General features: G+C 67.3%; 17 protein-coding genes. 3 read left to right on the forward strand and 14 right to left on the reverse strand.

Going from position 1 to position 26,125, the window contains the following annotated elements; all coding sequences use genetic code 11:
- Nucleotides 1-29: 29 nt before the first annotated feature.
- The 3 genes from QZ546_RS06825 to QZ546_RS06835 are packed head-to-tail and all read right to left on the reverse strand — an operon-like array spanning nt 30 to nt 4,329.
- Entirely contained in the window at nt 30-1,079 is a 1,050-nt protein-coding gene (locus tag QZ546_RS06825; protein ID WP_294235836.1) for a sulfite exporter TauE/SafE family protein, read from the reverse strand.
- Nucleotides 1,080-1,089: 10 nt separating this feature from the next.
- A complete protein-coding gene (locus QZ546_RS06830) occupies nt 1,090-3,603 on the reverse strand; it encodes a TonB-dependent receptor (RefSeq protein WP_294235837.1) in 2,514 nt (837 codons plus the stop codon).
- Nucleotides 3,604-3,630: 27 nt separating this feature from the next.
- Complete coding sequence (locus QZ546_RS06835) at nt 3,631-4,329, reverse strand: phosphatase PAP2 family protein (protein WP_294235838.1); 699 nt, start codon at nt 4,327-4,329, stop codon at nt 3,631-3,633.
- A 211-nt stretch (nt 4,330-4,540) separates the two neighbouring features.
- On the opposite strand from QZ546_RS06835, the gene QZ546_RS06840 reads away from it, so the two are divergent.
- The gene (locus QZ546_RS06840; protein WP_294235839.1) at nt 4,541-4,870 is read left to right on the forward strand and encodes a hypothetical protein; all 330 of its coding nucleotides are present in this window, start codon (nt 4,541-4,543) and stop codon (nt 4,868-4,870) included.
- On the opposite strand, the gene QZ546_RS06845 is transcribed toward QZ546_RS06840, so the two are convergent.
- From QZ546_RS06845 to QZ546_RS06855, 3 genes are all read right to left on the reverse strand, one after another.
- Nucleotides 4,830-6,215 carry a HAMP domain-containing sensor histidine kinase gene (locus QZ546_RS06845; protein WP_294235840.1) on the reverse strand — a complete coding sequence of 462 codons (1,386 nt, stop codon included), beginning with the start codon at nt 6,213-6,215 and terminating at the stop codon, nt 4,830-4,832. The two genes, QZ546_RS06840 and QZ546_RS06845, sit on opposite strands and share 41 nt — an antisense overlap.
- Nucleotides 6,206-6,886 (reverse strand): response regulator transcription factor, encoded by a 681-nt coding sequence (locus QZ546_RS06850; protein ID WP_294235841.1) that lies wholly within the window; start codon nt 6,884-6,886, stop codon nt 6,206-6,208. Before QZ546_RS06850 ends, QZ546_RS06845 begins: the two co-directional genes overlap by 10 nt.
- 78 nt (nt 6,887-6,964) lie before the next feature.
- Nucleotides 6,965-10,069, reverse strand: coding sequence for an autotransporter domain-containing protein (locus tag QZ546_RS06855; RefSeq protein ID WP_294235842.1), 3,105 nt, complete (start codon nt 10,067-10,069; stop codon nt 6,965-6,967).
- A 326-nt stretch (nt 10,070-10,395) separates the two neighbouring features.
- Here QZ546_RS06855 and QZ546_RS06860 point away from each other — a divergent pair, with 326 nt between their 5' ends.
- The gene (locus QZ546_RS06860) at nt 10,396-12,837 is read left to right on the forward strand and encodes a prolyl oligopeptidase family serine peptidase (protein WP_294235843.1); all 2,442 of its coding nucleotides are present in this window, start codon (nt 10,396-10,398) and stop codon (nt 12,835-12,837) included.
- Between the two features lie 156 nt (nt 12,838-12,993).
- Here QZ546_RS06860 and QZ546_RS06865 read toward each other — a convergent pair whose 3' ends face one another.
- The 8 genes from QZ546_RS06865 to QZ546_RS06900 form a co-directional block, all read right to left on the reverse strand.
- Nucleotides 12,994-14,217, reverse strand: a complete 1,224-nt coding sequence (locus QZ546_RS06865) for a CPBP family intramembrane glutamic endopeptidase (RefSeq protein ID WP_294235844.1) — start codon at nt 14,215-14,217, stop codon at nt 12,994-12,996.
- Entirely contained in the window at nt 14,145-15,533 is a 1,389-nt protein-coding gene (locus QZ546_RS06870) for a hypothetical protein (RefSeq protein ID WP_294235845.1), read from the reverse strand. The genes QZ546_RS06865 and QZ546_RS06870 overlap by 73 nt, the downstream gene beginning before the upstream one ends.
- Nucleotides 15,530-16,339: an ABC transporter ATP-binding protein gene (locus QZ546_RS06875; protein ID WP_294235846.1), complete on the reverse strand. Its 810-nt coding sequence runs from the start codon at nt 16,337-16,339 to the stop codon at nt 15,530-15,532. Before QZ546_RS06875 ends, QZ546_RS06870 begins: the two co-directional genes overlap by 4 nt.
- 91 nt (nt 16,340-16,430) lie before the next feature.
- The gene (locus QZ546_RS06880) at nt 16,431-18,368 is read right to left on the reverse strand and encodes an SPFH domain-containing protein (protein ID WP_294235847.1); all 1,938 of its coding nucleotides are present in this window, start codon (nt 18,366-18,368) and stop codon (nt 16,431-16,433) included.
- 142 nt (nt 18,369-18,510) lie between these two features.
- Nucleotides 18,511-19,173 carry a hypothetical protein gene (locus QZ546_RS06885; protein WP_294235848.1) on the reverse strand — a complete coding sequence of 221 codons (663 nt, stop codon included), beginning with the start codon at nt 19,171-19,173 and terminating at the stop codon, nt 18,511-18,513.
- Between the two features lie 33 nt (nt 19,174-19,206).
- Nucleotides 19,207-21,465 carry a hypothetical protein gene (locus QZ546_RS06890; RefSeq protein WP_294235849.1) on the reverse strand — a complete coding sequence of 753 codons (2,259 nt, stop codon included), beginning with the start codon at nt 21,463-21,465 and terminating at the stop codon, nt 19,207-19,209.
- Nucleotides 21,462-22,055: a hypothetical protein gene (locus tag QZ546_RS06895; RefSeq protein ID WP_294235850.1), complete on the reverse strand. Its 594-nt coding sequence runs from the start codon at nt 22,053-22,055 to the stop codon at nt 21,462-21,464. Before QZ546_RS06895 ends, QZ546_RS06890 begins: the two co-directional genes overlap by 4 nt.
- Nucleotides 22,056-22,198: 143 nt before the next feature.
- The gene (locus QZ546_RS06900; RefSeq protein ID WP_294235851.1) at nt 22,199-22,552 is read right to left on the reverse strand and encodes a low molecular weight protein tyrosine phosphatase family protein; all 354 of its coding nucleotides are present in this window, start codon (nt 22,550-22,552) and stop codon (nt 22,199-22,201) included.
- Nucleotides 22,553-22,930: 378 nt separating this feature from the next.
- Between QZ546_RS06900 and QZ546_RS06905 the strand changes: the two genes are divergently transcribed.
- On the forward strand, nt 22,931-26,050 hold the full coding sequence (locus QZ546_RS06905) for a TonB-dependent receptor (RefSeq protein WP_294235852.1): 3,120 nt from the start codon (nt 22,931-22,933) through the stop codon (nt 26,048-26,050).
- Nucleotides 26,051-26,125: the final 75 nt, after the last annotated feature.

The following is a 26,125-nucleotide window of genomic DNA, read 5'->3' on the forward strand; positions in this document are numbered from 1 at the left end:
TGATGATGTTGGCGAGACGTCGGCCCTGGTCAGGCGGTCGGCGCGCCGTCGTCGGGGGGCAGGTCGATCTCCACGATCCGATGCCCGCGGCGCAGGCGAATCTCGTAATGATGCTGCCCGGCAAAGACCTCTTCGATACCGATGATCGTCGCCGATCCGACGATACCGGGCAGCGCGGCGCGCAATCGGTGCGGCAGGTCGGCGGCGCTGACCGGCCGCTCGAAGGACAGGCCGCCTTCGGCCTCATGCTCGACGGCGGCGCGCGGGCGCCCTTGCCAATAGAGCTGCAATTCCTGCTCGTCGCCCGGCGCGACAAAGGCGATCCAGGCGCGCTGCGCGGCCATGATATGGCCGGTCGACAGCGTCACCAGCGCGATTCCCGACGCGACCATGGCGGCGAGACCCGCCCGCCGGAACAGGCTTTCGCGCATCCGCCCCAGGATCGACGGCGCGGCGACCGAGGCGAGCATGGCGGCGCCCGCGACCACGGCCCCGGCCACCAGCGCGGGCCGGGTCAACAGGCCGAACCAGGCATAGATGGCGAGCTTCAACAGGTGCAGCAGCACCTCGTTGGTGGCACGGGTCGCGACGATCTCGTCCTTGGACAGGCCCATCCGGTAATAAGCCCGGTTGAACACCACCCCGACCGCCCCGGTGAACCCCGACAACAGGCCCGCCGCCGCTCCCAGCCATGGCAGGCGGCCGAGCGGCAGCAGCGGCTCGGCGCCGGGTACGGGCATCCGCCGGAACAGCGCGGGCAGGTTGAACAGCAGAAAGCCGCCCAGCATCAGCTCGACATAGACCGCATCGAACCGCGTCAGCAGCCACGCGCCCAGCGCCGCCGCCGGCAGCGCGGTCGGCACGAAGCGGCGCACCACGTCCCAGCGGACATGCCGCCGGAACACGCCCAGCCGCGACAGTGAACTGGCCGCCGTCCCGATCGACAGCGCCGCCGGGACCGAGGCGACCGGCACGACCAGCCGCAGCAGCGGGATGAGGACGAGCCCCGCTCCGCCGCCCGCCACCGCGCTGACGACGAAGGCCAGGAACGCGGTGACGAAGAGCAGCAGGACGATCATCGGCGTGACATCATCGGAACGAAATGCCCGCCGTCAACAGGAAGGAGCGCGGCGGCAGATAGTTGAACTGGTCGAGCTGGCCATAGCCCGACTGATAGGCCTTTCCGTTGATCGTGGTCGTCGGCGCGCCCGAACTGCTGGTCGCGATCTGCGTCACCGCCCGGCTGTTGAAGACGTTGTTGACCGTCACGCCCAGCTTCAGCCCGCCCTGGATCTGCTGGCTGATCGCGAACTGCCCGATGCTGTAGGGGCGGATGCGGTACAGGCGGAAGCCGGGGCTGCCATTATAGTCGTTGGCATATTGCGGGCCGGTATATTTCTGGTCGAACGACAGGCGGAACCCGTCCCGGCGGAAGATGAAGCCCGCCGCCGCCGTGGTGAAGGGCGCCTTGCCGATCTGCGCGTCGGTCTGGACGCTGCGCGCCTGGTTGTACGAGCCGTTGCCGAAGATGGTCAGGCCCCGGATCGGCATGACGCTGAGCTGGCCCTCGACGCCCTTGTAGCGGACCTGGCCCTGGTTCACGAGCAGCGTCTGGTCGCAGCCGGTGGTCGTGCAGGTGCCGATCTTGTTTTCGACATTGATGATATAGCCATCGACGTCGAGCGAGACGCTGTGCCCGTGCCAGACGGTGCCGATCTGATAGTTGGTCGTCGTCTGCGGCTTCAGCTGGTCGAGCGCGGTGACGAGCTGGCCCGAGGCGGAATAGAAGCTCGACAGGTCGGGCACGTACATGCCCTGGGCATATTGACCATAGAAAGACCAGTTGTTCCGCACCTGCCAATTGGCGGTCAGGAAGGGCAGCGTCTTGGTCCAGGTTGCGCTCAGGTCCATCGGCACGCGGGTCTTCTGCTGCAGGACGGCGTCGACGCCGCGCGTGAAATGGACATATTTGACGCCCGGCGTGATGGTCACGCCGTCGACCGGGCGGATCTCCATCTCGCCGAACAGCTGATATTGGTGCCAGGTCGAATGCTGCGCGAAGTTGATGTTCGCCTGGGCGATCGACGGCAGGGTGCTGGTCGCCGCGGTGCCGCTCGCGAACTTCTCGTTATAGCTGGGCAGGCCGGTGGTGCGGTCCAGGTCGAAATTGTGGCGGTCGGTGACGGCATATTCATACCATCCGCCCAGCCGCAGCTTGCCGAAGCCGAAGTCGTAATCCGCCTGGCCGATATAGCCGAAGACGCGGTACTTGTTCAGCTTGTCATAGCCCAGCACGTCGTTGCCGCCCGATACCGCGACATAGGGCGAGGCGGCGGTGCCCGCCCCGGTGAAGCCGGTGACGACGCCGGTCGACTTGACCTGGAACACCGGCAAGGTGCCGCCCTTGGGCACGCCGAAGGACGAGCTGCCGTTCCCCGACAGGGTGTTGTTGGTATAACCGTACATATAGGCGCGGTTGTCGAGGGTCAGGCCGCCGCCCAGATTGCTCTGTAGCCGCAGATACGAGAAATCGGTCGTCTTGTCGGTGCGGTTATAATCCCAATAGTCATGCTGGGTCGGATCATTGCCCAGGCCGTAATTGGCGCCGAACTTGCCGACCTGCGAGGTGGCCGAGCAATTCTGTCCGCTCAGCTGGGTCAGCGGCTGGCCGTCGGGGCCCAGCGCGGTCGTGGTCAGCGCCTTGGGATTGGCGGCGTTATAGGCGTCGGTCGCCGCACTGCCGCAGGTCGCGCCCTTCAGCACGTCCGATTGGTAATAGAAATTGCGGTTCCAGCTGCCCATCACGGTCAGCGTGTTGGCCGCGCCGATCGGCACCACCGCCTTGCCGAACAGATTCTTCGACCCGACCCGCGAATAGGTCAACGCGCCGTCCGAGGTGAGATACTGGCCGGTCAGCACGATGCGCGTGCCGCCCAGCTTGTCGATGCTGCCGCTCTGGATCAGCGCACGGCCCAGGAAGGTGTTCCAGTTGCCCAGGATCGCCTCGCCGCGCACCTCGGAGCGGTCCGATGCGGCGCGCGAATACATGTTGATATTGCCGCCATAGCTGGCCTGGCCCAGCTGGCTGGCATTGCCGGGACCGCGATCGACGACAATCGTCTCGATCGTGTTGGACGGGAAGAAGGCCGTCGAATGGTGCGTCGGATTGTTGGTGTCGGCAAAGGGGATGGAGTCGTAGGTGACGTTGTACTCGCCGTCCTGGAACCCGCGGATCGTCGCCTTGGTCTCGCTGAGGCCATAGCCATTGCCCGCGCCCGAGATCGACACGCCGGGGGTCAGCGCGATCAGTTCGTTGACGTCGGCCGTCGCGGCGGTGTTCTCGATAAAGTCGCGGCTGACCGCCGATTGCGGCTGGGTGGTGGTCAGCGAGGCGGTGAAGGGCGCGGCCTCGGCGGTGCGCGATCCGGTGACGATGACGTCGGAGGTGGTCAGCGACTGTTTGTCATTGGCCTGCCCCTTCTGGTCGGCGCTGGTCGACTGGTCGGCGGCGGGATCGGTCGTCACCGGATCGGCCTGGGCGATGGCGGGCAGGACGAGGGCGGAAGCGGCCAGCAGGGCGGCGCGGAAAGGCGTGCGGATCATCGTCGTTCCTTGATGGAAAAGGGTGGTTCAGCGGCGGGCGAGTTCGGCGCGGGCGGCCGCGACCTGATCGGCCAGGCGCGGATCATGGAGCAGACGGTCGGCGACCAGCTGGCCCAGCGCATGGCCCGCCTCGATATCGGAGGGGTAATGGACGGCGCAGATGGCGCGCCCCTCGGCATAGTCGCGCGCACGGTCCAGGATGGCGGGCGCGCGGTCCGGCATCAGCTGCGCCAGCGTCCAGCCGGTCGACCAGGCAAAGGCCGAATGGCCGCTGGGATAGCTGTCGTCGACGCCCTTGCCCTTGCCGCAATGGGGCAGGGTCGGGTCGGTGCGATAGGGACGCGCGCGGCGGAAATGATCCTTGGCCGCATCGACGATGGCGCTCGTCTCGGCATCCACCCGCGCCAGCAGCGCGGCGGTGGCGGGCAGTGCGGTCAGGTCGACGCCGGTGACGGCGTTGAAGGCGTGCGGACCCTTGTCATGGCCATCGGCATCGGCACGCGCGATCCGCTCGGCCGACGCCGCGCGGTGCAGGGCGCGCAGATAGGCCAGTTCCTGCCGCGCGACGACCGAATCCGGCGCGGGCGGCGGCGCGACGATCGACGCGGGCGCATAGCCCTGCGGATCGAGCAATGTGGCAGCCGGGCGGTCATGATCCTTGGCGACCGCATCGCCCCCCAAAAGGCCGACCGCCAGCGCGACCGCCATCCCATAACGCAAATGCATGTCTTTTCCCCGAGCGGTCGGCGGCCCCCTCCCGCCGGGGCACGACCGTGTCGAGCGGGCCGCTAGGGCGGCGAGATGACCGATCCGTGACAATCGGCGGCACGAACGCGAGATCGCGGCGAACATTGCAAACTTAGAATGTAGGCATCGCCGCTTTGTCACATTGCGGGTGTCAGGACGGCGCGCTCACCGATTTCTGGACCCTTGCCCCATGCGCCGTTGGCACCGAATGCTCGCCCCGTGGTTCGCGCTGCTGCTCCTGATCCTGGCCGCCACCGGCCTGGCGACACAGGCGACCGATCTGCTCGACAGCCCCCCGCCCCGCAGCGCGTCCGCCACGCAAAGCGAGCCCAGCGCGATGAAGCGCTGGAACCACTGGCTGAAGCATATCCATTCGGGCGAGGCGCTGGGGCCGGTCGGAATCGCGCTGAATGTCGGCGGCGGGGTCGCCTTGCTGTTCTTCGCGGGCTCGGGTCTCTGGATGTACCTGTCGATGTGGCTCAATCGGCGGCGCAATCGGCAGCGGCGCCGGGTGGGCTGAGCGGCAGGCGGATCTGGACCGCCAGCCCGGGCCGCGCATCGTCCAGCGCCAGCGTACCGCCGTGGAAGCGGACGATAGCCTGGGCGATCGCCAGGCCCAGCCCGCTGCCGCGCGCCGCCGGCAGGGCGGCCCGCTCGAAGGCGTGCAGGACGCGGGCGCGGTCGACCTCGGCCAGGCCCGGACCGTTGTCCGACAGGGTGATCCGCGCCACGCCGCCCTCGCGGACCAGCGACAGCCGCGCCGAGGTGCCCGGCGGCGTATGCGTCACCACATTGTCGAGCAGATTGACCAGCATCTGCCCCAGCAGATCGGCATCGCCCGACACCATCAGCGGCGCGACCGGCCCGGTCGCCAGCGCGCCGCCATGATCGGCCAGCACCGGCTCCATCGTCTCGGCCACATCCTCGATCAGCGCGCCCAGGTGCAGCGGCGCGGGCGCGGCGGGATGTCGCCCGCTCTCGATCTCGGCGAGCCGCAGCAGGGCGTCGAAGATGCGGATGATCGCGGCGCATTCGCGCTCGGCCCGCTCCAGTATCGCGGGGTCGTCTGCCCCGTTGCGCAATATGCCGCGCAGCCGGGTCAGCGGCGTGCGCAGGTCGTGCGCCAGGTTGCTGGCGAACAGCCGCTGCGTGCGGACCAGATCGTCCATCCTGTCGAGCATCCGGTTCAGGCTCTCCGCCTGATCCGCGAACAGGCCGTCCAGCCCCCGGGTCGGCACGCGGCGGCTGAGGTCGCCGCCGGCGATGGCGTCCGCCGTCTCCTGCGCGGCGGCCAGGCGGATGGCGATCAGCCGCGCGAAGACCAACGTCACCGCCACCCCCATCACCGCCGCCGCCAGCGATAGCGCCAGCACGACCCAAGGCAGCAGCGCGTGCAGCGCCTCCCCCGCCTCGCTATGCTGGACGATGACCAGCAGGCTACCGCTGGGCAGGCGGGTCGCCAGCGCCCGGCCCTGTTGCGTGGCGCGGCCCCCGGCATGGAAGCGGACATTGGAATAGCCCAGCGGCGGCGGCACGATGTCCAGCCGCCCCGCGATCCGCCGCCCATCGGCGCCGAACAGGACATAGGTGCGCTGGCTGAGGATCTTGCGCTGTTGCCAGTCCAGGATGCGCGCCGCGACCACTGCATCGGTCACGGGGCGCCCCTTGCCCAGCGCCAGATATTTGGCGGCATGGTTGCGAAGCGAATGGTCGACTCGCCGCGCGACCCAGGTGTCGGCGAAGCTGAAGCCGATCAGCCCGACCAGCGCCATCATCACGGTAAAGGTCAATCCGACCTGGATCGGCAAACGGCCCAGGCCGCGCCCCGCCCCTCGTCCCAGCGCGCGGCGCATCGTCAGGCGCATCGGTCGGACCGCAGGATATAGCCCGCGCCCCGCTGCGTCTCGATCGGATCGCACGCGATGCCGATCAGCGCGGTGCGCAAGCGGCTGAGATTGCTTTCGACGATATTGGCGGTGGGCGCGAAGGCATAGCCCCACACCCCCTCCAATAACATCGAGCGGGTGACGAGCCGGTCGGCATGGCGCATCAGATGCGCGAGCAGCGAATATTGCCGCCGGTTGAGCGTCACCGCCCTGCCCCGGAACCGCGCCTGATGGCCGCTGGGGTCGAGCTGCAGCCGCCCGACCTCCAGCCGCACGCCCTCGACCGGCGCCACGCCGCGTCTGGCGATGGCGGCGATGCGCGCGGCCAGTTCGTCCATATCGAACGGCTTGGCCAGATAATCGTCGGCGCCGCTCGCCAGCCCCTCGATCCGGTCCTTCACCGATCCCAGCGCGCTCAGCATCAGGATCGGCGTCGCCTGGCCGTCGCGCCGGATCTGGTCGATGACCGACAGGCCGTTCAGGTCGGGCAGCATCCGGTCGAGCACCACCGCGTCCAGATCGCCCTGACGCAGCATCAGGATCGCCTCCGCCCCCGTGCCCGCCAGGCGCACCTCATGGCCCAGCGCGCCCAGGCCCCGGCCAATCTGATCGGCGATGACGGGATCGTCCTCGACGATCAGCAGGCGCATGGCATGTCTTCGGTGTCCGCCCCCGTCCCTGCCAGCGCGATGTGACAATCGCGTGGCACGGGCCATGGGGCGTCACCGTCAGAAGGCGAGGGTCAGGCCCATCTTGCCTGCGATGGCGGTGTGGTCCTGCTGCCGCTCCTCGCCGACATCGACATTGACCGAGACGTAATTGCTGCCGCCCTTCAGCCGGACATTGCCCAGCCAGCCCGCCTGGCGCGCCTCGGGCGTCAGGATGAAGGGCGTGCCGCCAGCGAAGCTGGCGGTGGTGGCGTCCAGATGGCTGTTCAGGATCGCGCGGTTGCCGCCCTCGACCTCCAGGCGCAGATAGGTGCCGTCGTCATTGTTGGGCTTGCGGAAGTTATAGCCCAGCGCCAGCGTCGTGTTGACGCCCGTCTCCTGCGCATTGCGCCCGGCGAGCGTCAGGTCGAAGCCGGTGCCGCCGCCGGTTTCCGAAAAGCCGTTCTCGGTCAGGCGGACATAGTCGATCGACGCCTGGGGCCGCAGATAGAAGCGCCCCATGTCCAGCTGATAGGACAGGCCGCCCGCCGCGTCATAGGTGCGGCCGTGCCAGCGCCCGTCGGCGGTGCGGCTGAAGGCGACGCCGCCGCTCGTCCCGTTGAAGGTGCGGTTGCCGTCGAAGCTGATCGTGCCGACCATGCCGGTGGCAAAGGCGTGCAGCCCGCCCCACTGGCCCCGCCAATAGAGCCCGGCCTTATATTCCTGGCTGGTCATCGCGTTGGAATTGCCGACCATGTCGTTGATGCCGATCAGATAGGCCAGCGACACGCCCACCCGGCCGAAGCCGCCCAGCCCGCGCTCGAACCCGCCGGTCAGGCCCCAGCCGCTGACGTCGTAACCCGCGGTCGATCCGGTGCCCTTGCGATCGGCCCAGGCGACCTGCTGCAACCAGCCCGCATAGCCGTTATGGTGCAAAGGCGGCATTTCGGGATCGGCCAGGATACGGTTCAGCGCGCGTGACGACAGGCTGACCGAGTCGAAATTGCCGCCCGCAAAGTCGGGGAGCAGCTGGCGCAGCCCGGCGCTCACCTGCGACCCGTTGCTCCAGGAAAGGAGGGTATCGCCGACCCCGGCATCGCCCAGCGCGGCGGCATAGGCCGGGTCGTATACGGCGGCGAGCGGACCGCTCAGCCCGAGTTGCGCGGCGCTCTTGCGCGCGACCGAGACGATGACGCCGTTGCCGGTCGCATCGGTGCCGATCGTGCCGTTGAACAAATAGGGCAGACTGAGATCGGCCAGCCCCAGATTGGACGCGCCGTTCAGCGTGCCCGCGCGCAGCACGGTGTAATTGCCCACCGCATTGTTTAGCGAGGTCGCCAGCACGGCGATCTGCGCATTGGCGCCGATGGTGGCGGTGCCGGTGACATTGAGCAGCGTCGAGGTGCCCGCCGACCCGTTCACCGTCACGCCCAACGTACCGCCGTTCAGCGTCAGCGAATTGATGGTCGTGGTGCCGGTCGCGGTCAGCGCCAGCGTGCCGCCATTGACCGTCACCGCGCTGTTGCCCGCATTGGCCAGCCCACCGGTAAAGACCGAGGTGCCCGACACGTTCAGGGTGGAGGTGCCGCCGCCGAAATCGGCCGTGCCGGTATAGCTACCCGCCCCGGCCAGCGTCATGGTGTTGGTGCCGCCGCCGAAGGTGACGTTGCCGGTCACCTTGCCCGCATTGATCGTCAGTGTGTCGGGGCCGCCGCCCAGCAGGATCGCTCCCGAGATGGACGGCGCGATGCTGCCCGTCGTCGGGAAATTCTGGGTGATCGTCGTGCCGCCACTATTGGCCGACAGGTCGATCGCGACATCGGTCCCGGCGCCGTTCGCCGCGATCGTCCCGCTGTTGGTGATGCTGTTCAGCGTGCCCGACAGGTCGCGCACCGCATAGCTGGTCGCGCCGGTCGCCGAAAGGCCGGCGATCGTGCCGCTATTGGTCATCGAACCGACCGAGGCGCCGGTGTCGATCAGCACGCCCGTGGCGACCTGCCCCGCGCTGCCCGCGCCGCTGGCATTGATCGCGCCGCTATTGTCGAGGGCAGGCGTGGTCGTGCCGCTGCCGATCCAGACGCCCGTCACGCTCGCAGCGTTGCTGATCGCGGTCACGCTGCCGCGCACCACCATGCCGCCGGAGAGCGTGGTGGCACCGCCCAGCCCGCCGACCCGCACCGCATTGGCGGTGTTGCCCGCATAGACGCCGTTGCCGCTCGCGGAGCCGTTGATCGCGACGCTATAGCCACCGGTATCGCCCGAGATCGCGCCGATCGTCGTCGCGCTGCTGGCCGACCCGATCTGCAAGGCGGGGGCGGAGCCGTAATTGGTCAGCGTGCCCGCCGTCGTCGTCGTGGTCGTGCCGTTCGTCGTGGTGCTGGTCGCCGCCGCGATCGTCACGCCGCCACCGACATTGCCCGCCACCCACAGGGTCGGGCCGCCGAGCGCCAGATTCTGGGCGGTCAGCTTGGTCACATCGGCCGGTGCCGCCACCGAGCTATAGCCGCTGGTGATCATGGTCGCGGTCACGTTCACCGCGCCCGACACCGGGCCGTTCAGCACCGCCGCGCTGCTGCCCGTGCCATAGGCAGACACCGTACCGCCCAGCGCGACGTCGCCGTTCACCGCGCCGGTGGAAATGCCATAGCTGTTATCGCCAAAGACGCTGATCGTGCCGCTTTGCGTCAGCGTCCCGTTCAGTGGGCCGCCCAGCGCGATCCCGGCGCTGTTATTGCCGTTGACGGTGATCGAGCCGCTATTGGCGATCGCACCGTTGAACGTGCCCAGCGTCTGGATGCCATAGCGGTTCGATCCTTGCGCATAGGGGCCGTCCAGCACCGTGTCGCCATTGGTGTCGGTGCGGGTATAGCTTTCGCTGAGCGTGATCGAGCCGGTATTGGTGATGCTGCCGGTCACGCCGTCATTGGCCTGGATGCCGGTGCTGCCGTTGATGTCCTTCGACGTGATCGACCCCGCATTGGATACGGTGGAATTATTGTCGATCGTGACGGCCGCGCCCGGATTGCTCAGGGCGATAGAGCCGCCGCTGCCGATCGTGACGTTCCCGGCGGCCGAGGTGTTGAGCGGCGTCGTGGTCGAACCGCCGACATTGGTGTCGGCTAGCGCGGGCGTGGCGATCAGACCGAAGGCGACGGTCGAGAGATAGCGGATCGTCCTGTTTGCCACAAAAACCCCGGCACTGCGGCGGATATTCCCGCCTGGGAAAGACCATGCGGCTTGCCGTTCAGGCCAGCCCATTTCCCGCCCCTAGGAATGACGGCCATTTATCGTCAAATTAAAAGGACGATATATTCAGGCTACATGCATGACATCTTTGTCAGGAACAGTATTTTGCGGAATAACCTTCAACATTCCTATTCTACAACTTGTAACAATTTGTCGCAAATCCGTCGCAAATCTTGCGAGACCTGAATTGCCATACTTGCCCTGGCTTCTGGTGCCCGGCGGCCGGACATGCCACACCGGGCGTAAATCATAATAAGGGGTTGAGAATGCGCGTCGGAATTCGCCTGGTCACCATGCTGCTCGCCACCACGGCCGCCATCGCCTCGCCTTCGCTGGCCGGCGCGCAAGGGGCAACCGGCTATCACCGCGCACCCGATGCCATCGCCCGCGCGCTGGAGGCCCCGCCGACCCCGGCGGTCGCGCTCAGCCCCGATCATCGCACCATGGCGATACTGGGCCGCGAGAACCTGCCCTCCATCGCCAATCTGTCCAAGCCGATCCTGCGGCTGGGCGGCTATCGCATCGACCCGGCGACCAACGGCCTGGCCGAGGTGCGGGTCCAGTGGCTCAATGCGCTGAGTTTCCAGGATATGGCGACCGGCAAGACGATCACGGTCAATCTGCCCAAGGGCACGCGCTTCGCCGCACCGGACTGGTCGCCGGACGGGGCGCATCTGGCCTTTTACGTGCAGGAGCCGGACGGCCTGTCGCTCTGGATCGCGAACCGCGACGGGACGGCACGGGCGGTGGCCAAGGGGCTGAACGGCACCTTCGGCACGCCCTTTGCCTGGACACCCGACAGCCATGCGCTGATCACCTATATGGTCGTGCCGAACAGGGGCGCGCCGCCCGCCGCCGATCCGACCCCGAGCGGGCCCATCGTGCAGGAAAGCAGCGGCCGGACCTCGGCCGCGCGCACCTATGAGGATCTGCTGAGCGATGCGCATGACGAGGCGCTGTTCGATTATTACTTCACCGGCCAGCTCATGCGGATCGACCTGTCGGGCACCGCACAGGCCATCGGCGCGCCGGGGCTGATCGCCGATTTCAGCGTCTCGCCCGATGGCCGCTATCTGCTGACCGAGCGGTTGAAGCGCCCCTATTCCTATCTGCTGCCTGCCCGCTTCTTCCCCACCGAAATCGCCGTGTCGACGGTCGACGGGCAGCCGGTGAAGACGCTGGTCGACCGGCCGCTGGCCGACGACCTGCCGGTCGATTTCGACGCGACCGTAAAGGGCCCGCGCGACGCCGAATGGCGCGCCGACGCACCCGCCACCCTGGTCTGGGCCGAGGCGCTCGACGGCGGCAATCCGCGCGCGAAAATCGCCTTTCACGACAAGGTGATGATGCAGGCCGCGCCCTTTGACCGGCCTGCGGTCGAACTGGCCAAGACGCCCGCCCGCTATGCCACGACGATGTGGGGCGATGACGGCTTCGCGATGGTCGTCGACCGCGAATGGCGCTCGCGCACCGAACATCGCCTGGCGGTCTCGCCGGGTCGTCCGGGCGAGGCGCGGATGCTACTGACCCGCAATTATCAGGATCAATATGGCGATCCCGGCCGCCCGGTCATCGAGGAGAATGCGGCGGGCAAGCCGGTGATGCGTTTCACCCCGGCGCATGACGCGGTCTATGTCACCGGCGAGGGCGCGACCAAGGCGGGGGCCTTCCCCTTCCTGGCGACGATGAAACTAACCGGCGGCGAGCAGACACGGCTGTGGACCGCCAAGCCCCCCTATTACGAGACCATCGTCGCCATGCTGGACGACAGGGCCGACCGCGTCCTGACCCGGCGGGAAAGCGCGACGCTCGTCCCCAATTACATGATCCGGTCGGTGAAGGGCGGCGGCCTGAAGCCCGTCACTCGCTTCACCGATCCCGCGCCGGTCTTTGCGGGCGTGACCCAGCGGACCATCACCTATAGCCGCGCCGATGGCCTGCCGCTGTCGGGTTCACTCTATCTGCCCGCCGGTTACGACGCCAAGCGCGACGGGCCGCTGCCGACCCTGCTCTGGGCCTATCCGGCCGAATATACCGATGCGAAGGTCGCCGGGCAGACGGTCGACCAGGGCAACCGCTTCGTGCGGCCGCGCGGGATCAGCCATTTGTTCCTGCTGACCCAGGGCTATGCGATCCTCGACAACCCCGCCATGCCGATCATCGGCGAGGGCGGCGCGGAGGCCAACGACACCTATGTCCAGCAGCTTCAGGCCGACGCGCAGGCGGCGGTCGATGCCGTCGTGAAGCTGGGCGTCGCCGACCGCACCCGCATGGCGGTGGGCGGGCACAGTTACGGCGCGTTCATGACCGCCAATCTGCTGGCGCATACCGACCTCTTCCGCGTCGGGATCGCGCGGTCGGGGGCGTATAACCGCACCCTCACCCCGTTCGGCTTCCAGGCCGAGCAGCGCACCTATTGGCAGGCGACCGACACCTATACGAAGATGAGCCCCTTCACCTTCGCCGACCGGATCAAGGCGCCGATCCTGCTGATCCATGGCGGCGCGGACGACAATAGCGGCACCTTCCCCATCCAGTCGGAGCGGATGTACGCCGCGCTCAAGGGCAATGGCGCGACGGTCCGCTATGTCGTCCTGCCCAACGAGCCGCACGGCTATCGCGCGCTGGAGTCGACCGAGGAGACGCTGTGGCAGATGACCGACTGGCTGGACCGCTACGTCAAGCCCAAGCTGCCCGCCGCCCGGTAAGCTAGAGTCTGATCCACTGACGTGGATGCGGCACCGGCCCACTCCCCCACCCGACCGCCCACAGCGTATCCTGAATGGGCGGTCGGGTGGGGGAGTGGGCTGGTGCCGCCCCGATCCAGCTTTGCCGGATCAGACTCTAAGCCTCGCCCCGGCGCGTCACGTCCACAGGATCACGACCGCATTATAGGTCATGTGGAGCAGGATCGCCGGGGCCAGCCGCCCCGACCGCTTGAAGATCACGCAATTGGCCGCCCCCAGCAGCGCGACCGGCAGCCAGGACAGAAAGGGGTGGTAGATGGCAAAGAACGCCGCCGACCCCGCCACCGCCGCCCAGCCGCCCCAGGCTTTCCATTGCCGGTCGAGCGTCCGGAACAACAGGCCCCGGAACAGATATTCCTCGGCAAAGGGCGCCATCAGGATCGCCATCACCGCATAGGCCGTCGCCATGCCGGGAATGGGGTCCATCCGGCTGCGCGCCGCCTGGATCGCCTCCGCCGCCCAAGGCATGGTCGATATCGCCATCAAATAGACATGCGCGACCGCCGCCAGCACTAGGCCGCCGCCGACCGCCCCCGCCAACCATAGCAGGTCGCGGCCATTGCCCGCGATGTAACGCCGGACCCAGGACTCCTCCGCCCCGTCCCCGTGCCGCCAGCACCAGATCGCCGCCGGTTCGACCCCGCGCTTGATCAGGAACGAGGCCATGCCGATCGACACGCCGATCGCGCAGACGGCATAGCCCAGGCTCTGCGCCACCGCGATGCTGCCCTTGTCGAACGCGAAGGTCGCGGCGGTGATGACCGCATTGCATTCGATCAGGATGCTGATCGCGACCATCGCGTGCATCAGGGTCGGCGGCGGCGGCAGATGCTCCGACCAGGGATCGTAGAGATAGGGCAGCCGCGCGCGCAGATTCTCCCACATCGCCGCCGCCGTGATCCAGGAATAGACGATGCCGACGATCACCAGATTCCATTGCTGCGTCATGACGCCGATCGCGAAGGTCAACATGCCGAGCTGCGCCGCCCAGAGGCGACCGCGCGGGACCTTCTGCGGCTCGCCCGATTCCGACACGATGGTGACGAGCGTCACCGCCTTTTCGGCCATGCTGCGCGCGAACAGGAACCAGGCGACGCCCAGCAGCGCGATCTTCCACGCGTCGCCCGGAAACATCCAGCCGGCGAACAGCAGGACCAGGCCGACCAGGATGCTCGCGATCATCGACCACAGCCACGCCTTGGCCTTCAGCATCGCCTCCAGCCCGCGCGGCCAGGTCATCGCGATCCACAGCGCCGACCCTTCCGAGGTCAGCGATTTCGGCCCCAATATCCACAGGAAATAGGTGCCGAAGAAGATGCCCGCCGCGCACAGAAATTCCACGAATCCGCCGCATGGGCCATCACATCGCGGAAATTGATCAGCTGGATGCCCGCCACCGTGACCGGGATCAGGAAGACCTGGACCAAGGCGCTGCGGTCGCGGACGAACCACAGATATTCCTTGCGGAACAGCGGATCGCGGCCGAAGCGCATCGCCTTGCCCGGCCGGACGGGGGCGCTGTCCGAAGAAAAGGCGCCGCTCAGCCCCTGGCCCACCGACCGTGCGCTGAACGCGACCGCCGCGGCGATCAGGACCGCGCTGACCGCGCCGCATAGCGCCACTCCGCGCCAGAGCGACACCTCGCCCGCCGCGTCCATGCCCAGGAACAGCCGTAGCACGGGCCAGCTTCGGTCGCCGTCATCGACCCAGCCGGCCAGGCCATGCGCGATACCGGGCATCAGCCGCAGGACGAAGAACATCAGGATCATCGAGGCATAGCCGAACCAGCCGATGATCCCGATCGCCGCGCCGCGACTGCGCAGCGGCAGGCGCAGCATCGCACCGATCTCCAGCGCCTTGCCGACGCACGCCGCCGCCACGGTCAGCGGGATGCCGATCAGGATGGCGGCCGCCACCCCCATTTCGGGACCTCCGGTCACGCCGTACAGGATGCCCGGAAAGGCCGGGGCGGCCCAATAGGTCGGATTGGCGGCCAGCGGGGCCAGCATCTCGGCCAGGAACACCGCGCCTGCACCGATCGGATGGCTGAGCAGCCATTCCCACATCGGATGCCGTCGCCGCTGGAGATCGAGGTCGAGCCCCTCGCCCTGGCACACGACCATGGCGAACCACCAGATCAGGATGATCGAGCCGAGCATCGACGCCAGCGCCCCCGAGCGGGGAAGCGCGGACAGGCCCGGCGCCGCATCGTCGCGGGGCACCAGATGCCGGTTGCCCGATCGGGCGACCAAAGTGCGCAGCTGCGCCTCGATCGCGTCCTCGTCGCCGCCATCCTCATGCGCGATATGCTCCGCCTCCGACCGGAAGCTCTGGTCGCTGACGATATATTGGCGCGCGGTGCCTGCGTCGTTGTAGAACCATTGCCGCACCGGGATCAGCCCATGCTGGCGGGCGCGGGCGACCTGCCCCGCCTCGACCGCCGTCATGACAGAAAAGGCGGCGAGCCCGTGGAGCAGCAGCATGAAGAGCAGCGACAGGATCGCGCCGATCGACCCCAGATTCGCCGCCCAGTTCACGCGCCGGTTGTTGAGCAACTGCCGCTGTCGCGACTGGCGCCCGCCCGCGCGCCGCCGCGACACCTTCAGCAGCAACCAGACCGTCCGCCAGAAACCTGGCGCCGCGTCCCCCGTCATCATGCGGCGTGCGGCCGCGCGGTGAGCTTCAGGAACAGCGCCTCCAGATCATCCTCGCCATATCGCGCCTTCAGCGCGCCCAGCGATCCGCTGGCGATCAGTGCGCCTTCGCCCATGATGACGGCATGGCTGCACAGCCGGGCGACATGGTCCATCAAATGGGTCGAAAAGACGATGGTCGTGCCCGCCGCCGCCGTCTCGGTGATCAGGTCGTAGAAAAGGTGCGTCGACTCGACGTCCAGCCCGTTGGTCGGTTCGTCCAGGACCAGCAGGCGGGGGGCGTGCAGCATGGCGAGCAGCAGCCCCAGCTTCTTCTTCATGCCGCGCGAATAATCCTCGGCATAATTGTCGAGCTCGCCCGCCAGCCGCAGCCGCTGCGCGACCGGCATGATCGCCGCCATCGCCGCCTCCACATCCAGGCCGTGCATCCCGGCACTGAGTTCCAGCAATTCGCGCGCGGACAGATAGGAATAGAAGACCGGCTCGTCGGGCAGGAAGCCGATCAGCCGCTTGACCGCCACCCGATCCTCAAAGGCGTCGAGCCCGGCGACATGCAGGCTGCCCGAACTCGCCTTCAATATCCCCATGAGCAACCGGAACAACGTCGTCTTGCCTGCGCCATTGGGACCCAGCAAGCCGCATATCTGGCCCTCGGGGATCACAAAGGAAATATCGTTCAGCGCGATCTTGTCGCCGAAACTCTTGGAGACATGGTCGATCGTGACAATATTTTCACGATCCCGCAGCTGATCCGTCGGCATCTCCGCCATCACTTCCCCCTCAGCGACCATTTCCCCGGCGATCGTCATCCGCCATATCTTAGGCGAGCGTTGTCACTATTGAAAAGATGCCTCGAAAAACGAATGGGGCCGATGCGCAAACTGCACCGGTCCCGTTTCGTCACTCCGCCGCGACCGGGCGGCTGGGGTCGCGGTCGTTGGCGACCGCCGGGCCCGCCAGGATCGCGGTGCCCTTTTCGGACAGCATCATCCCGATCAGCGCCTGAAGGCTGCTGGCCCCTTCGCCGCCACCGGCACCGCCGGTGTTGATCTGCACCCGCGGCACGATGTCGACGCCCGACTTCTCCAGTGCTTCGGCCAGCCGTTCGATCACCTGACGGGTCAGCTGGTACTGCGCACCGCCCGAGGCGGCCGCCTGTTTCTCGATCGTCTCGGCGGTGGCGAGGCCGGTCTTGGTGATCCGGTCCGCTTCCGCCGCCGCCAGCGCCACGACCTTCGCCGCCTCGCCCTCGCCGGTGATGCGGATGCGGTCGGCCTCGGCGCGGGCGATGGTGCGGGTCTGCTCGGCCTCCTGCATCGCGCGCTTCAGTGCGGCCTTGCCCTGGTTTTCCTGCACCAGGATCTGGAGTTCGGAGCCGGTGATCGCGGTCTGCTGCTCGGCGCGAGCCTGCGCCTCGCGCAGCGCCTTTTCGCCCTCGGCCGCGATACGCTGCTTCTCATAGGTCGCGACGCGTTCCTCGGCGACCTGACGCTCGCGCAGCTGTTGCAGCACCTTTTCGATCTGGTCGTTGCCCGCCGCCGCGCGCGGCGTGCCGATCAGCACCTCCTGCAGTTCCAGATTATAGGCGCCGAACTTGGCGCGCATCTCCGCCCCTGCCAGTTCCTGGATGTCGGACCGGTCCTGGAGCAGTTCGATCAGCGTCTTCTTCTGCGCGACATTCTTGAAATAGGCCGACACCATCGGGTCGAGCGTCTGTTCGACCAGCTTCTTGATGTCGCCGAAGCGCTGGATGACGAGCGGCGCCTTGCGATAGTCGATATGCACGACGACCGAGAGCGGCAGCGTCGGCTCGAACGCGTCGCGGGTGATCAGCGACACCTGGGACAGGTTCTCGTCCAGCTTGTGCTGGCCGGTCACATCCTCATCCCATTTCAGGATGAAGTTGGTCGTCGGCACGATCAGGATCTTGCCCGCATAGGTGTTGAAGGCATATTTGCCCGGCAGCAAAGGTTCCGACCAGACGCCGCGCGACCCGCGCGGGACCAGCTCGCCGTGGCGATAATCGTCGCCCGAGGTGTCCGCATTGTCGGTGCCGGTATAGCTGATGACGACGCCGACATGGCCGATCTCGATCACCGTCTTGGCGACCATCTCGACGGTCGCGAACAGGCGGTTGATGAAATAGCTGCCCTCGACCAGCACCTGCAGCTGTCGCCCGCGACGACCGCCCGCCGCGATGAACTTCTCCGGGTCCTGGAAGCTGTTGTGGAAGGTCGCCGGATCGGCCTGATCGGTGCCGACCTCGGGCGCGATGATATGGTCGGCGGTCAGCGCAGGGCCGTCATGCACGGTCACGATGCCGATCTGGTCGGCCGAATCCTTGATGACCACCGCCTGAAAGCCGCCCCGGCTCTCGATCACGCTCTGCATTTCGGCGAAGAGCTGCGGGTCGTTCGCCTCCAGCATCAGGCCGTAAATCTGCTCGCGGGTGATGATGACGAACTGGGCGAGATTGATGGCATAGGTGCCCTCGCGCAGGATCGTGCGCTGCGGCCCCTTCTGCCCGCCATCGGCCAGGAAGCGGCGCACGTCGAGAAAGTCGATGGTGCGGACATTGCTGGCCAGCGTCTGGGTCGGCCCCAGCGGCGCACCGTCACGCGCGAAGACATAGCCGATCTGGCCCTGTGGAATAGTGACCAGCGGTTGCGCATGGACCTTATACTGGAACGGCACGAAGAAGTGATAGCCGCCGCGAAGTACGTCGGGCTGGTAACCGGCCTCTCCATTCATGGCGATCAGGCCGCTGGTGATCGAACCATTGCGGCTCCAGATCTTCTCGACGATCGCGACACGATTGTTACCGACATAGCGTATCATGCGGGAGGCAATAAAAAGACAAACGACGACAAGAGCCACGACAGCCGCGGCGCCGAGCACGAAAGTATTTGCCATCTGAGGAAGGTGTCCTTGGGACCTGTAAAGAGCGCCCCCTGAGCGCCCGCGCCGCTTCTACGCCTCTTCAATCGGGCTTGATAGTGAAATCGGCGGGCTCGTAACGACGCCGAATATAGAGGGCGGCGGCATCCGCGTCGCGTGCGGCGATACGGGCACGCTCGTCGGTCAGCTCGCCAAGTGCTTGATGGATCAGGGCAAGCGTGTCCGCCGCCTGCGCCTGGATGGCCGTTCGCCGTTCGGGCGGGGCCTCGGCCAGCGCGGTGGCGGTGGTCCGCACTACGATCTCCAGGTCGCGCGCCAACGCCTGGTACCGATGATCTTCATGGTCCCAGCCCCGCGCCCCGATCGCCTCCAGACGATCCTGGCACCCCGAGTCGAGCAGGGCCGCCGAGTCGGTCGCGCTCGCCAGACGCTGCCGAGAGAGGATCGCGTCGGGCGTCGTGGCCCTCCGCACCTGACGACGCGCCCGGGCGTCGAGGATCGCGGCGCCCGCGACGGCGATGCATCCCAGCGTCAGGAACAGCATCAGAAAGACCGCGCTGAACCGCAGGCCCAGCCGCAGGACACCGTCCACGCCCGATCCCCCGGGCGCCAGGAGCAGGCTGAGCGGCACCACGGAGATCAGATAGGCGACGATCCCGAAATGCAGGAATACCGCCGCGACCAGCCGCCAGGAGGCCAGCCGAGACCCGGACCGAGAAGAAGGCGACGCCCGCATCGCCGCCATTCTAATCCTGCCCGCGTTGCGACGCCAGCGGACCTAATCGTAATAATAGGGCGACCGCCGGGTCCAGACCGAACGCGGATAGCGGTCGTGGAGCAGGTGGAAGGCCCGCTTGCCCAGATGATCGTGATTGCCGCCCCAGCGCGCCACGCGGATCAGGCGATACAGCGCCTCCGGCGAACGCGGATCGCCCGGATGGGCACGGACATAGGCCAGCATGTCCCCCCAGAGCGAATGCGCCAGGCGTGGATTCGGGCCCGCCCCGCCGAACACGAAGTAGCGCCGCTCGGCTTGGGCGCGGGGCAGCCCAGCAACCGCGAAACCGGGCAGACGCAGGGGGAAGCCACCCGGTCCACAGTGCGACAGGCAGGTCAGGTCGATGGGCTCCTGCTGATCGTCGCTGGGCACATCATAGAAGCCGACGTCATAGGCCCCCGCCAATGGGAAGCGCACCGCCGCCGTCGCACGGCCGCGCGGGATGACCAGCCAGTCCACCCAGTAACCGGCGAATTGCGGCACGGTGCCGACCGGCCGGGCATAATCGGTCAGGTCGACGCGGATACTGGGGATCTTGGCCATGACGAAGGCCTCGGCGAATTGCTTGTCCGCGCCGGGGGCGGTCCGCACGATCCGCCGCCAGTCGGGCGCCAATTGCGGCAGCAGCGTCGTCAACAGGGTCGCCAGCCGGTCGATCGCGACATGGTCCTGCAACTGCACCGCCCGGCCATAGCCGGTCAGCGCTAGGTCCAGGCGCAATTCGCGCGGGATCGCGATGTCCGCCGCCAGCGCGATCCGCTCGGCGAGCGGCAGCCGGTCGATGATCGCGCGCGACTCCGCCCCGAAGCCGACGAAGCGGCCGCTCGGCAACCGCCCGACCAGCCCTTCGCCTCCCGGCCAGATCGCCTCGACGCAGGTGGCGCTGCCGGGCTCGCAATAGGGCGAACGCAGCATGGCCTGTGCGAAATCGGCGAGCGACGTCGCAAACTGCGCGCGCACGGCGGTGAAGATGTTGCGATCGGACAGCGCCAGGTCCTGCCGGGCCAGCACCCGCTCCACCGATGCCCGGGTGATCGCGGGATCGGTCGACGCAAGGGTCAACCGGATCGCATGATAGCGGGCGGTCAGCCAGGCCGGATCGTCCGGCGCGACGGCCTCGGCCGCCCTGGCCAGCGCGGGTGCGCTTGCATCGCCGGATTGGGCGAGCGTCAGGGCCGCGACCAGCCAGGCGGACTTGTGCGTCGCAGCCCAGCGCGCCGCGGCATGGACGAGCGCCTCTTCCCGCTTCCGTGACTGAAGCGTGCGGATCCAGTCCGCCTCCTCGGGCCTGGCCGTCGCTTTGTCGGCCAGCGTCATATAGTCGCGCAAGGCCGCGGCGATATCGGGGATCGGCGCGCGTTCGCCCAGTTGCCCGCCCAGCCGTGCCAGAAGCTGCGCCGGATGCTCATGATATTCCAGGATCTGGCGCATCCGCCCGACCTCGCCCCGACCGAACGTGCCCGCCGGGGCGGCGGCGAGGCGGTTGATCGCGGCATGGGCGCCCGCAAACCCCGCCGGATCAGGCGTAGCGAGCGCGCCGCGCAGGATAGCGCGGGCCTCTAGATAGAGGCCGGTCCGTGCCCAGGGCGATCCGGCATCGCGCACGATTCCGGCGAAACGGCTGGCCGCATCGCCATATCGCCCGTCATACAGGGCCAGCGCCGCGAGCTGATAAGCCCGGTCCGCGCGCAACCAGGCGGGCGCGTCGGCTGGCAGCGCTGGCAGGGTCACGCCCGGCTTGCTGCACGCCTCGAACACCGCGTCCTGCCCGGCGAGCCAGGCACGCACTGCCGCCGAGCCCGCGCCATATCGCCGGACCCGGTCGTTCAGCGTCGCGGTCGCGGTGGCGAAGGCGTCGTCGAAACAGGTCGGGATGGCGGTATAGTCCGGCCCCTCGCGCTCGGTCGCGATATAGAAGACATCGGGCTGCGCCCCCGCAACCGCTCGCCGCGCCGCCACCCAATCCATCATGGTGCGGTCGGGTCGCGATCCGCAGCAGGGGTTTGTCAGCGCCCGGGTCGCAGCCGGACCGATGGTCAGGCCGTTGAGCGCCCGCCAGTCGAGATAGAGCAGTGCGTCCCCGGCATCGACCTTCACGATCCCGATCCGCCCATCGGCCAGCGCGGCGCGCTCGGCCGCGTCCTGGGGTGTCGACTGGACATAATGCGGCATGGGCGGCGGCCCGCCCGAGGCCAGGACCCGCGTCCCGACCAGCGCCACGGCCAGCACCAGAACGCCCGCCGACCGCCATCCCCTCATCGCCACCCCTCGACCTCCCTGCGCACCGCCGCGAAATCGCCCGGCGTCCAGCTATGCGGATCGAACAGATAGACGCGTCGTCCCGGCGGCGCGCGCCGGACGGGCGTATCGGTCGCGATTCCCAGAGCCGTCCGACAGCGAGGATGCCGAAAATCCCCGCCCTTCGCCAGCCTGCCACGGATGATGTGATCGCCCCGTCCCATGCGGAACAGCATCGGCACGATCTCATCGACCGGCGCGGCGTCGAGCCATGTCTCTGTATCGCACCACGAGGCCAGCGCCGTCATCGACAGGCGGGTGGTGCGGGGCAGTGCACGGCGCAGGTCGGTCAGTACCTCGAGCAGCGCCTGGCGCTGCGACGCGCGCACCTCGAAGTCGATCTGCACCATCGGCGCGGCGATCCGGGTCGCGTAATGGAGCACCGCCGCGCTGGTCCAGCGGCGCAACTCCGGCGTCCAGGCGAGCCGCCGCGACTCGTCGATCTGGACATGGACCAGCACGATGGCGGGCGGGCGATCGACCCGCAAAGGGTGACGCCGCCCCCGCGCGACCACCCGGTCGCCGACGAGCTCGACAAAGCCGCTCTGCACCGCCACCTCGGCGGGGGCTGCGACGAAGCGCAGATCCTCGGGCCGCTCCCAGGCCCACAGGATCAGCGTCGAAGGCGCGCGCGCGCGGGGCGTGCAGCCGCCCAGCAGCGCCAGCAGGCCCAGCGACAGCGCGACCCGGTGGATCAGGCTCCGGCTCCCATCGGCACAGGCAGGTGGCGGGCCAGCTTCGTCTCGAGCAACTGCACCAGTTCGGGTTGCATGAAGGCGAAATCGTCCGGGATATCCAGGCAGATGATCCGCTTGCCGCCCAGCGCCGCGCGAAACCGGCGTTGCAGCCTGGCCCGATGCGCCTTTTCCATGACGACGATCACATCGGCCCAGCCCAGCGTCTCGGCCGTGACGGGGTGCTCGGCATCATGGTTGGTGCCTGCGGAATCGACTTCCAGATCGGCGCGACGCGAAAATATCTGTTCGGCGGTCGGGCTGCGCAGCTTGTTCTGGCTGCAGACGAACAAGACGGTGCGGATGCGCGGCATGATACCGCCACCCTATGCCACCCGGTTCGCGATGCAAGGCCCGCGAGCGATTGGTCACGAAACGGCACCGGCGCCATCGCCTGCAGGCCGCGCCGCCAGGTCCGGGACTCATGGCCCGTATCCGGCGAGACGAAAAGGCGCTGGAGATACCCGCCGTCCTCAGCGCTTCGGCATTGGCGCGGGGGGCGCTGCGCGAAGAAACCGGGCGCGATCGCCCCGGATCAAGATCCGATTTCCTTGCACCCCTCAACATCACATTGAGATAGAATGATTTAAAACATTACATTTTTGTCATTTTGATATTCGCGTCCGTTTCATGTAACCGGTTACAAACAGTCGCTGCCAAAGCGTCGTTTGAGGAAAACAGGAGGGGATGACATGAAGAAGGCGATTGCCCACAGGATTCTGGCCGCCACGCGGATGAGCAGCTCTTGGGCCGCGATCCTGGCGGTCGGAGCGATCGGCATCCCCTCGGTGGCTTTGGCCCAGACCGCGACATCGACGCTACGCGGCCGCGCGCCGGCCAATGCCGAGGTCGTGGTGACCGAAGTCAACACCGGCGCGGTCCGACGGACGACGGCCGATGCGAACGGCAACTATGTCGTCGCCGGCCTGCAATCGGGCAGCTATCGCGTAACCGCGGGCGACCGCACGGGCGACGTCGCCGTCGCGATCTCCTCGAACGCCGTGCTGAACCTCGACGCGCCGACCCAGACCGCAGCGGAGTCGGGAGACATCATCGTGCGCGGCACGCGTCCGACGGTCGATGTCCGCTCGTCGGCGGTCAACCAGATCGTGACGCTGCACGACATCGCGGTCGTGCCGCAGACGACGCGCAACTTCCTGGAATTCGCGGACACGGTACCGGGCGTCCAGTTCAGCGTCGATGCGACGGGCAACACCTCGCTACGCGGCGGTGCGCAGGTCACGTCGGCGGCCAATGTCTATATCGACGGCGTCAGCCAGAAGGATTATGTCGGGGGCGGATCGGGCATCACCGGCAGCGCGGGCGCGCAGGGCAATGGCGACCCCGGCAACCCCTTCCCGCAGCTCGCCATCGCCGAATACAAGGTCCTCACGTCCAACTACGGCGCGCAATATGGCGACGCGGCGAGCACGATCATCCTCGCCCAGACCAAGTCGGGCACCAATCAGTTCCATGGCGAGGCATTCGGCCAGTTCACCAACCAGGACCTGCGCGCCCGGACCCCGGCGGAAAAGGCGACCGACACCCCCAAGGCCAAGGTGCCGAGCTGGGAATATGGCGCGGCGCTGGGCGGCCCGATCATCAAGGACGTCGCGCACTTCTTCGCCACCTGGGAGCATAAGAGCCTCTCGAACCAGAGCAGCGTCTATCCGGGCTCCGGCGTCACCCAGGCGCAGGCGGTCGCGCTGCTGCCCGCCGATCTGGCCAGCCAATACGGCCCGGTGACGAACCCGTTCACCGAGAATCTGTATTTCGGCAAGATCGACATCGAGCCGACGTCCAAGGACCGAATCGAATTCACCGGCCGCCTGCGCGTCCAGGACCAGATTTCGGGCGGCAACGGGCAGGCCGCGGCTTCGACCGCCGCGCCCTTCGTCAACAATGACCGCCGCGCGGATGTTCGCTGGCAGCACAGCGAAGACAAATGGGTGAACGAAGCCCGGCTGAGCTATCAGAACACCAACGCCGCGACGACGGCGACCCGGGCGTCGCCGCAATTCCAATATACCTATTTCCCGTCCGCCGCGACGACCACGCAGCCGACCACGCTGCTCATCACCGGTGGGCCGGGGTCGGGCGTCGGCGCGATCAACCGCCAGCGCGGCTGGACGTTCAAAGACGACCTGACGCTGCCGAACATCGAATTCGCCGGCAATCACTCGCTGAGCATCGGCGGCAGCATGGCCTCGATCGAGCTGACCTCACAGAACGCAAGCTCGGACCTGGCCAACGCGACCTATTATTATGCGGTCACACCCGCCGGAGTCGCGTCGACGCCCTATGAGCTGCAATATCCCAACCTGACCGCCGGCTATACCTCGGCGGGCGTTACGACCAAGGCGAAGCAGTACAGCGCCTATATCCAGGACGACTGGGCCGTCGATTCGCACCTGACGCTGAACCTGGGCGTGCGCTGGGATCACGAAGTGGTGCCCGCCTATCTGAACTATGTGACGCCCGCCAATGTCGTCGCGGCGATCAACGGGCCGTTCCCGGGCACGAACCAGAGCTATGCCTCGGTCCTCGCCCAGGGCAATGGCTCGACGCCGGGCTATAACATCAACGACTATATCAGCACCGGCAAGAACCGCCGGGCGCCCAACAACTTCTCGCCGCGCATCGGCTTCTCCTACGATGTCTATGCCGATGGCCGCCATGTGATCTTCGGCGGTTATGCGCGCGCCTATAACCGCAACCAGTTCTCCATCCTGGCGCTGGAGACGACGAAGATCGCGCTGAACGGCAATCCGGAGGTCTATTTCCCGTCCCCCTATACCCGCAACGCCTTCGGCCCCTGCGCCACGGCAGCGGACATCAATCCGACCAACCACTGCTATGCCTTCGACCCGGCCTATCTGACGCCGGCGGGCCTCGCTGGTCTGCAGACCAGCCCGAGTTCGCATGAAGTCGACCTGCTGCCGAACAACATCCGGACGCCGCATTCGGACCAGTTCAGCCTGGGTATGCGCAACACCATCGGCGACTGGAACACCCAGGTCACGCTGTCCTATATCGAAAGCTTCGACGGGATCGTCGGTCGCTTCGGCAACCGCTATTCCAACGGCGCCTATTTCCAGAACGGTTCGCCCTGGGGTGCGCAGGGCGTGCCGGGCATCGGCAGCCTGATCATCTTCGACAATGGCGCGCGGGATCGCCTGCTCCAGCTCGGTGTCGGTGCGCAAAAGCCCTACACCAAGGATTCGGGATGGAGCGCGACCTTCTCGTACACGCTGTCCTTCTCCGACCAGAACAACCTGGCGGGCGGGTCCAACCCGTATCAGGTCAACGCCAACCAGTATCTGTTCGACCTGCCCTATGCGTCGCAATATCCGTTCGTGCGCGGCACGGCGGCGCCGACGCACCGTATCGTCGCGACCTATACCCGCGACCTGTTCTGGGGCCTGCAGGTGGCGGCCAAGGCCGAGCTGGCGACGCCGACCTTTGCGACGACGATCATCGGCTGCCCGAGCGTGTGCAACGCCCAGGGCGGCTCGGCCCTGTTCGTCAGCCGCAAGCCGGACGAGTTCCTGGGCTATAAGCAGATCGACGTGCAGTTGACCAAGAACGTCACCTTCTGGCGGTCGCTGTCGGGCTATGTCCGCGCCGACTTCCTGAATATCTTCAACTTCCACAATTACGATCCGATCGCGGTGTCCTACCCTGCCGCGACGAGCAGCGATCCGGAGACCGCGCTCGCCCAGTCGATGCGCGCGGTGCCGCAATATAACCGCCAGGGACCGATCGTCGGCGTGCCGTTCACGGTGAAGCTGTCGGCGGGCCTGCGCTTCTGACCCGACATCCGGATGCCGCCGCCCGTTTGACGGGCGGACGGCATCCGGTTCAGGATCGCGACTTCTCCTACAACG

Origin of the sequence: uncultured Sphingomonas sp., from assembly GCF_913062585.1 — a bacterium.
Taxonomy (GTDB): domain Bacteria; phylum Pseudomonadota; class Alphaproteobacteria; order Sphingomonadales; family Sphingomonadaceae; genus Sphingomonas.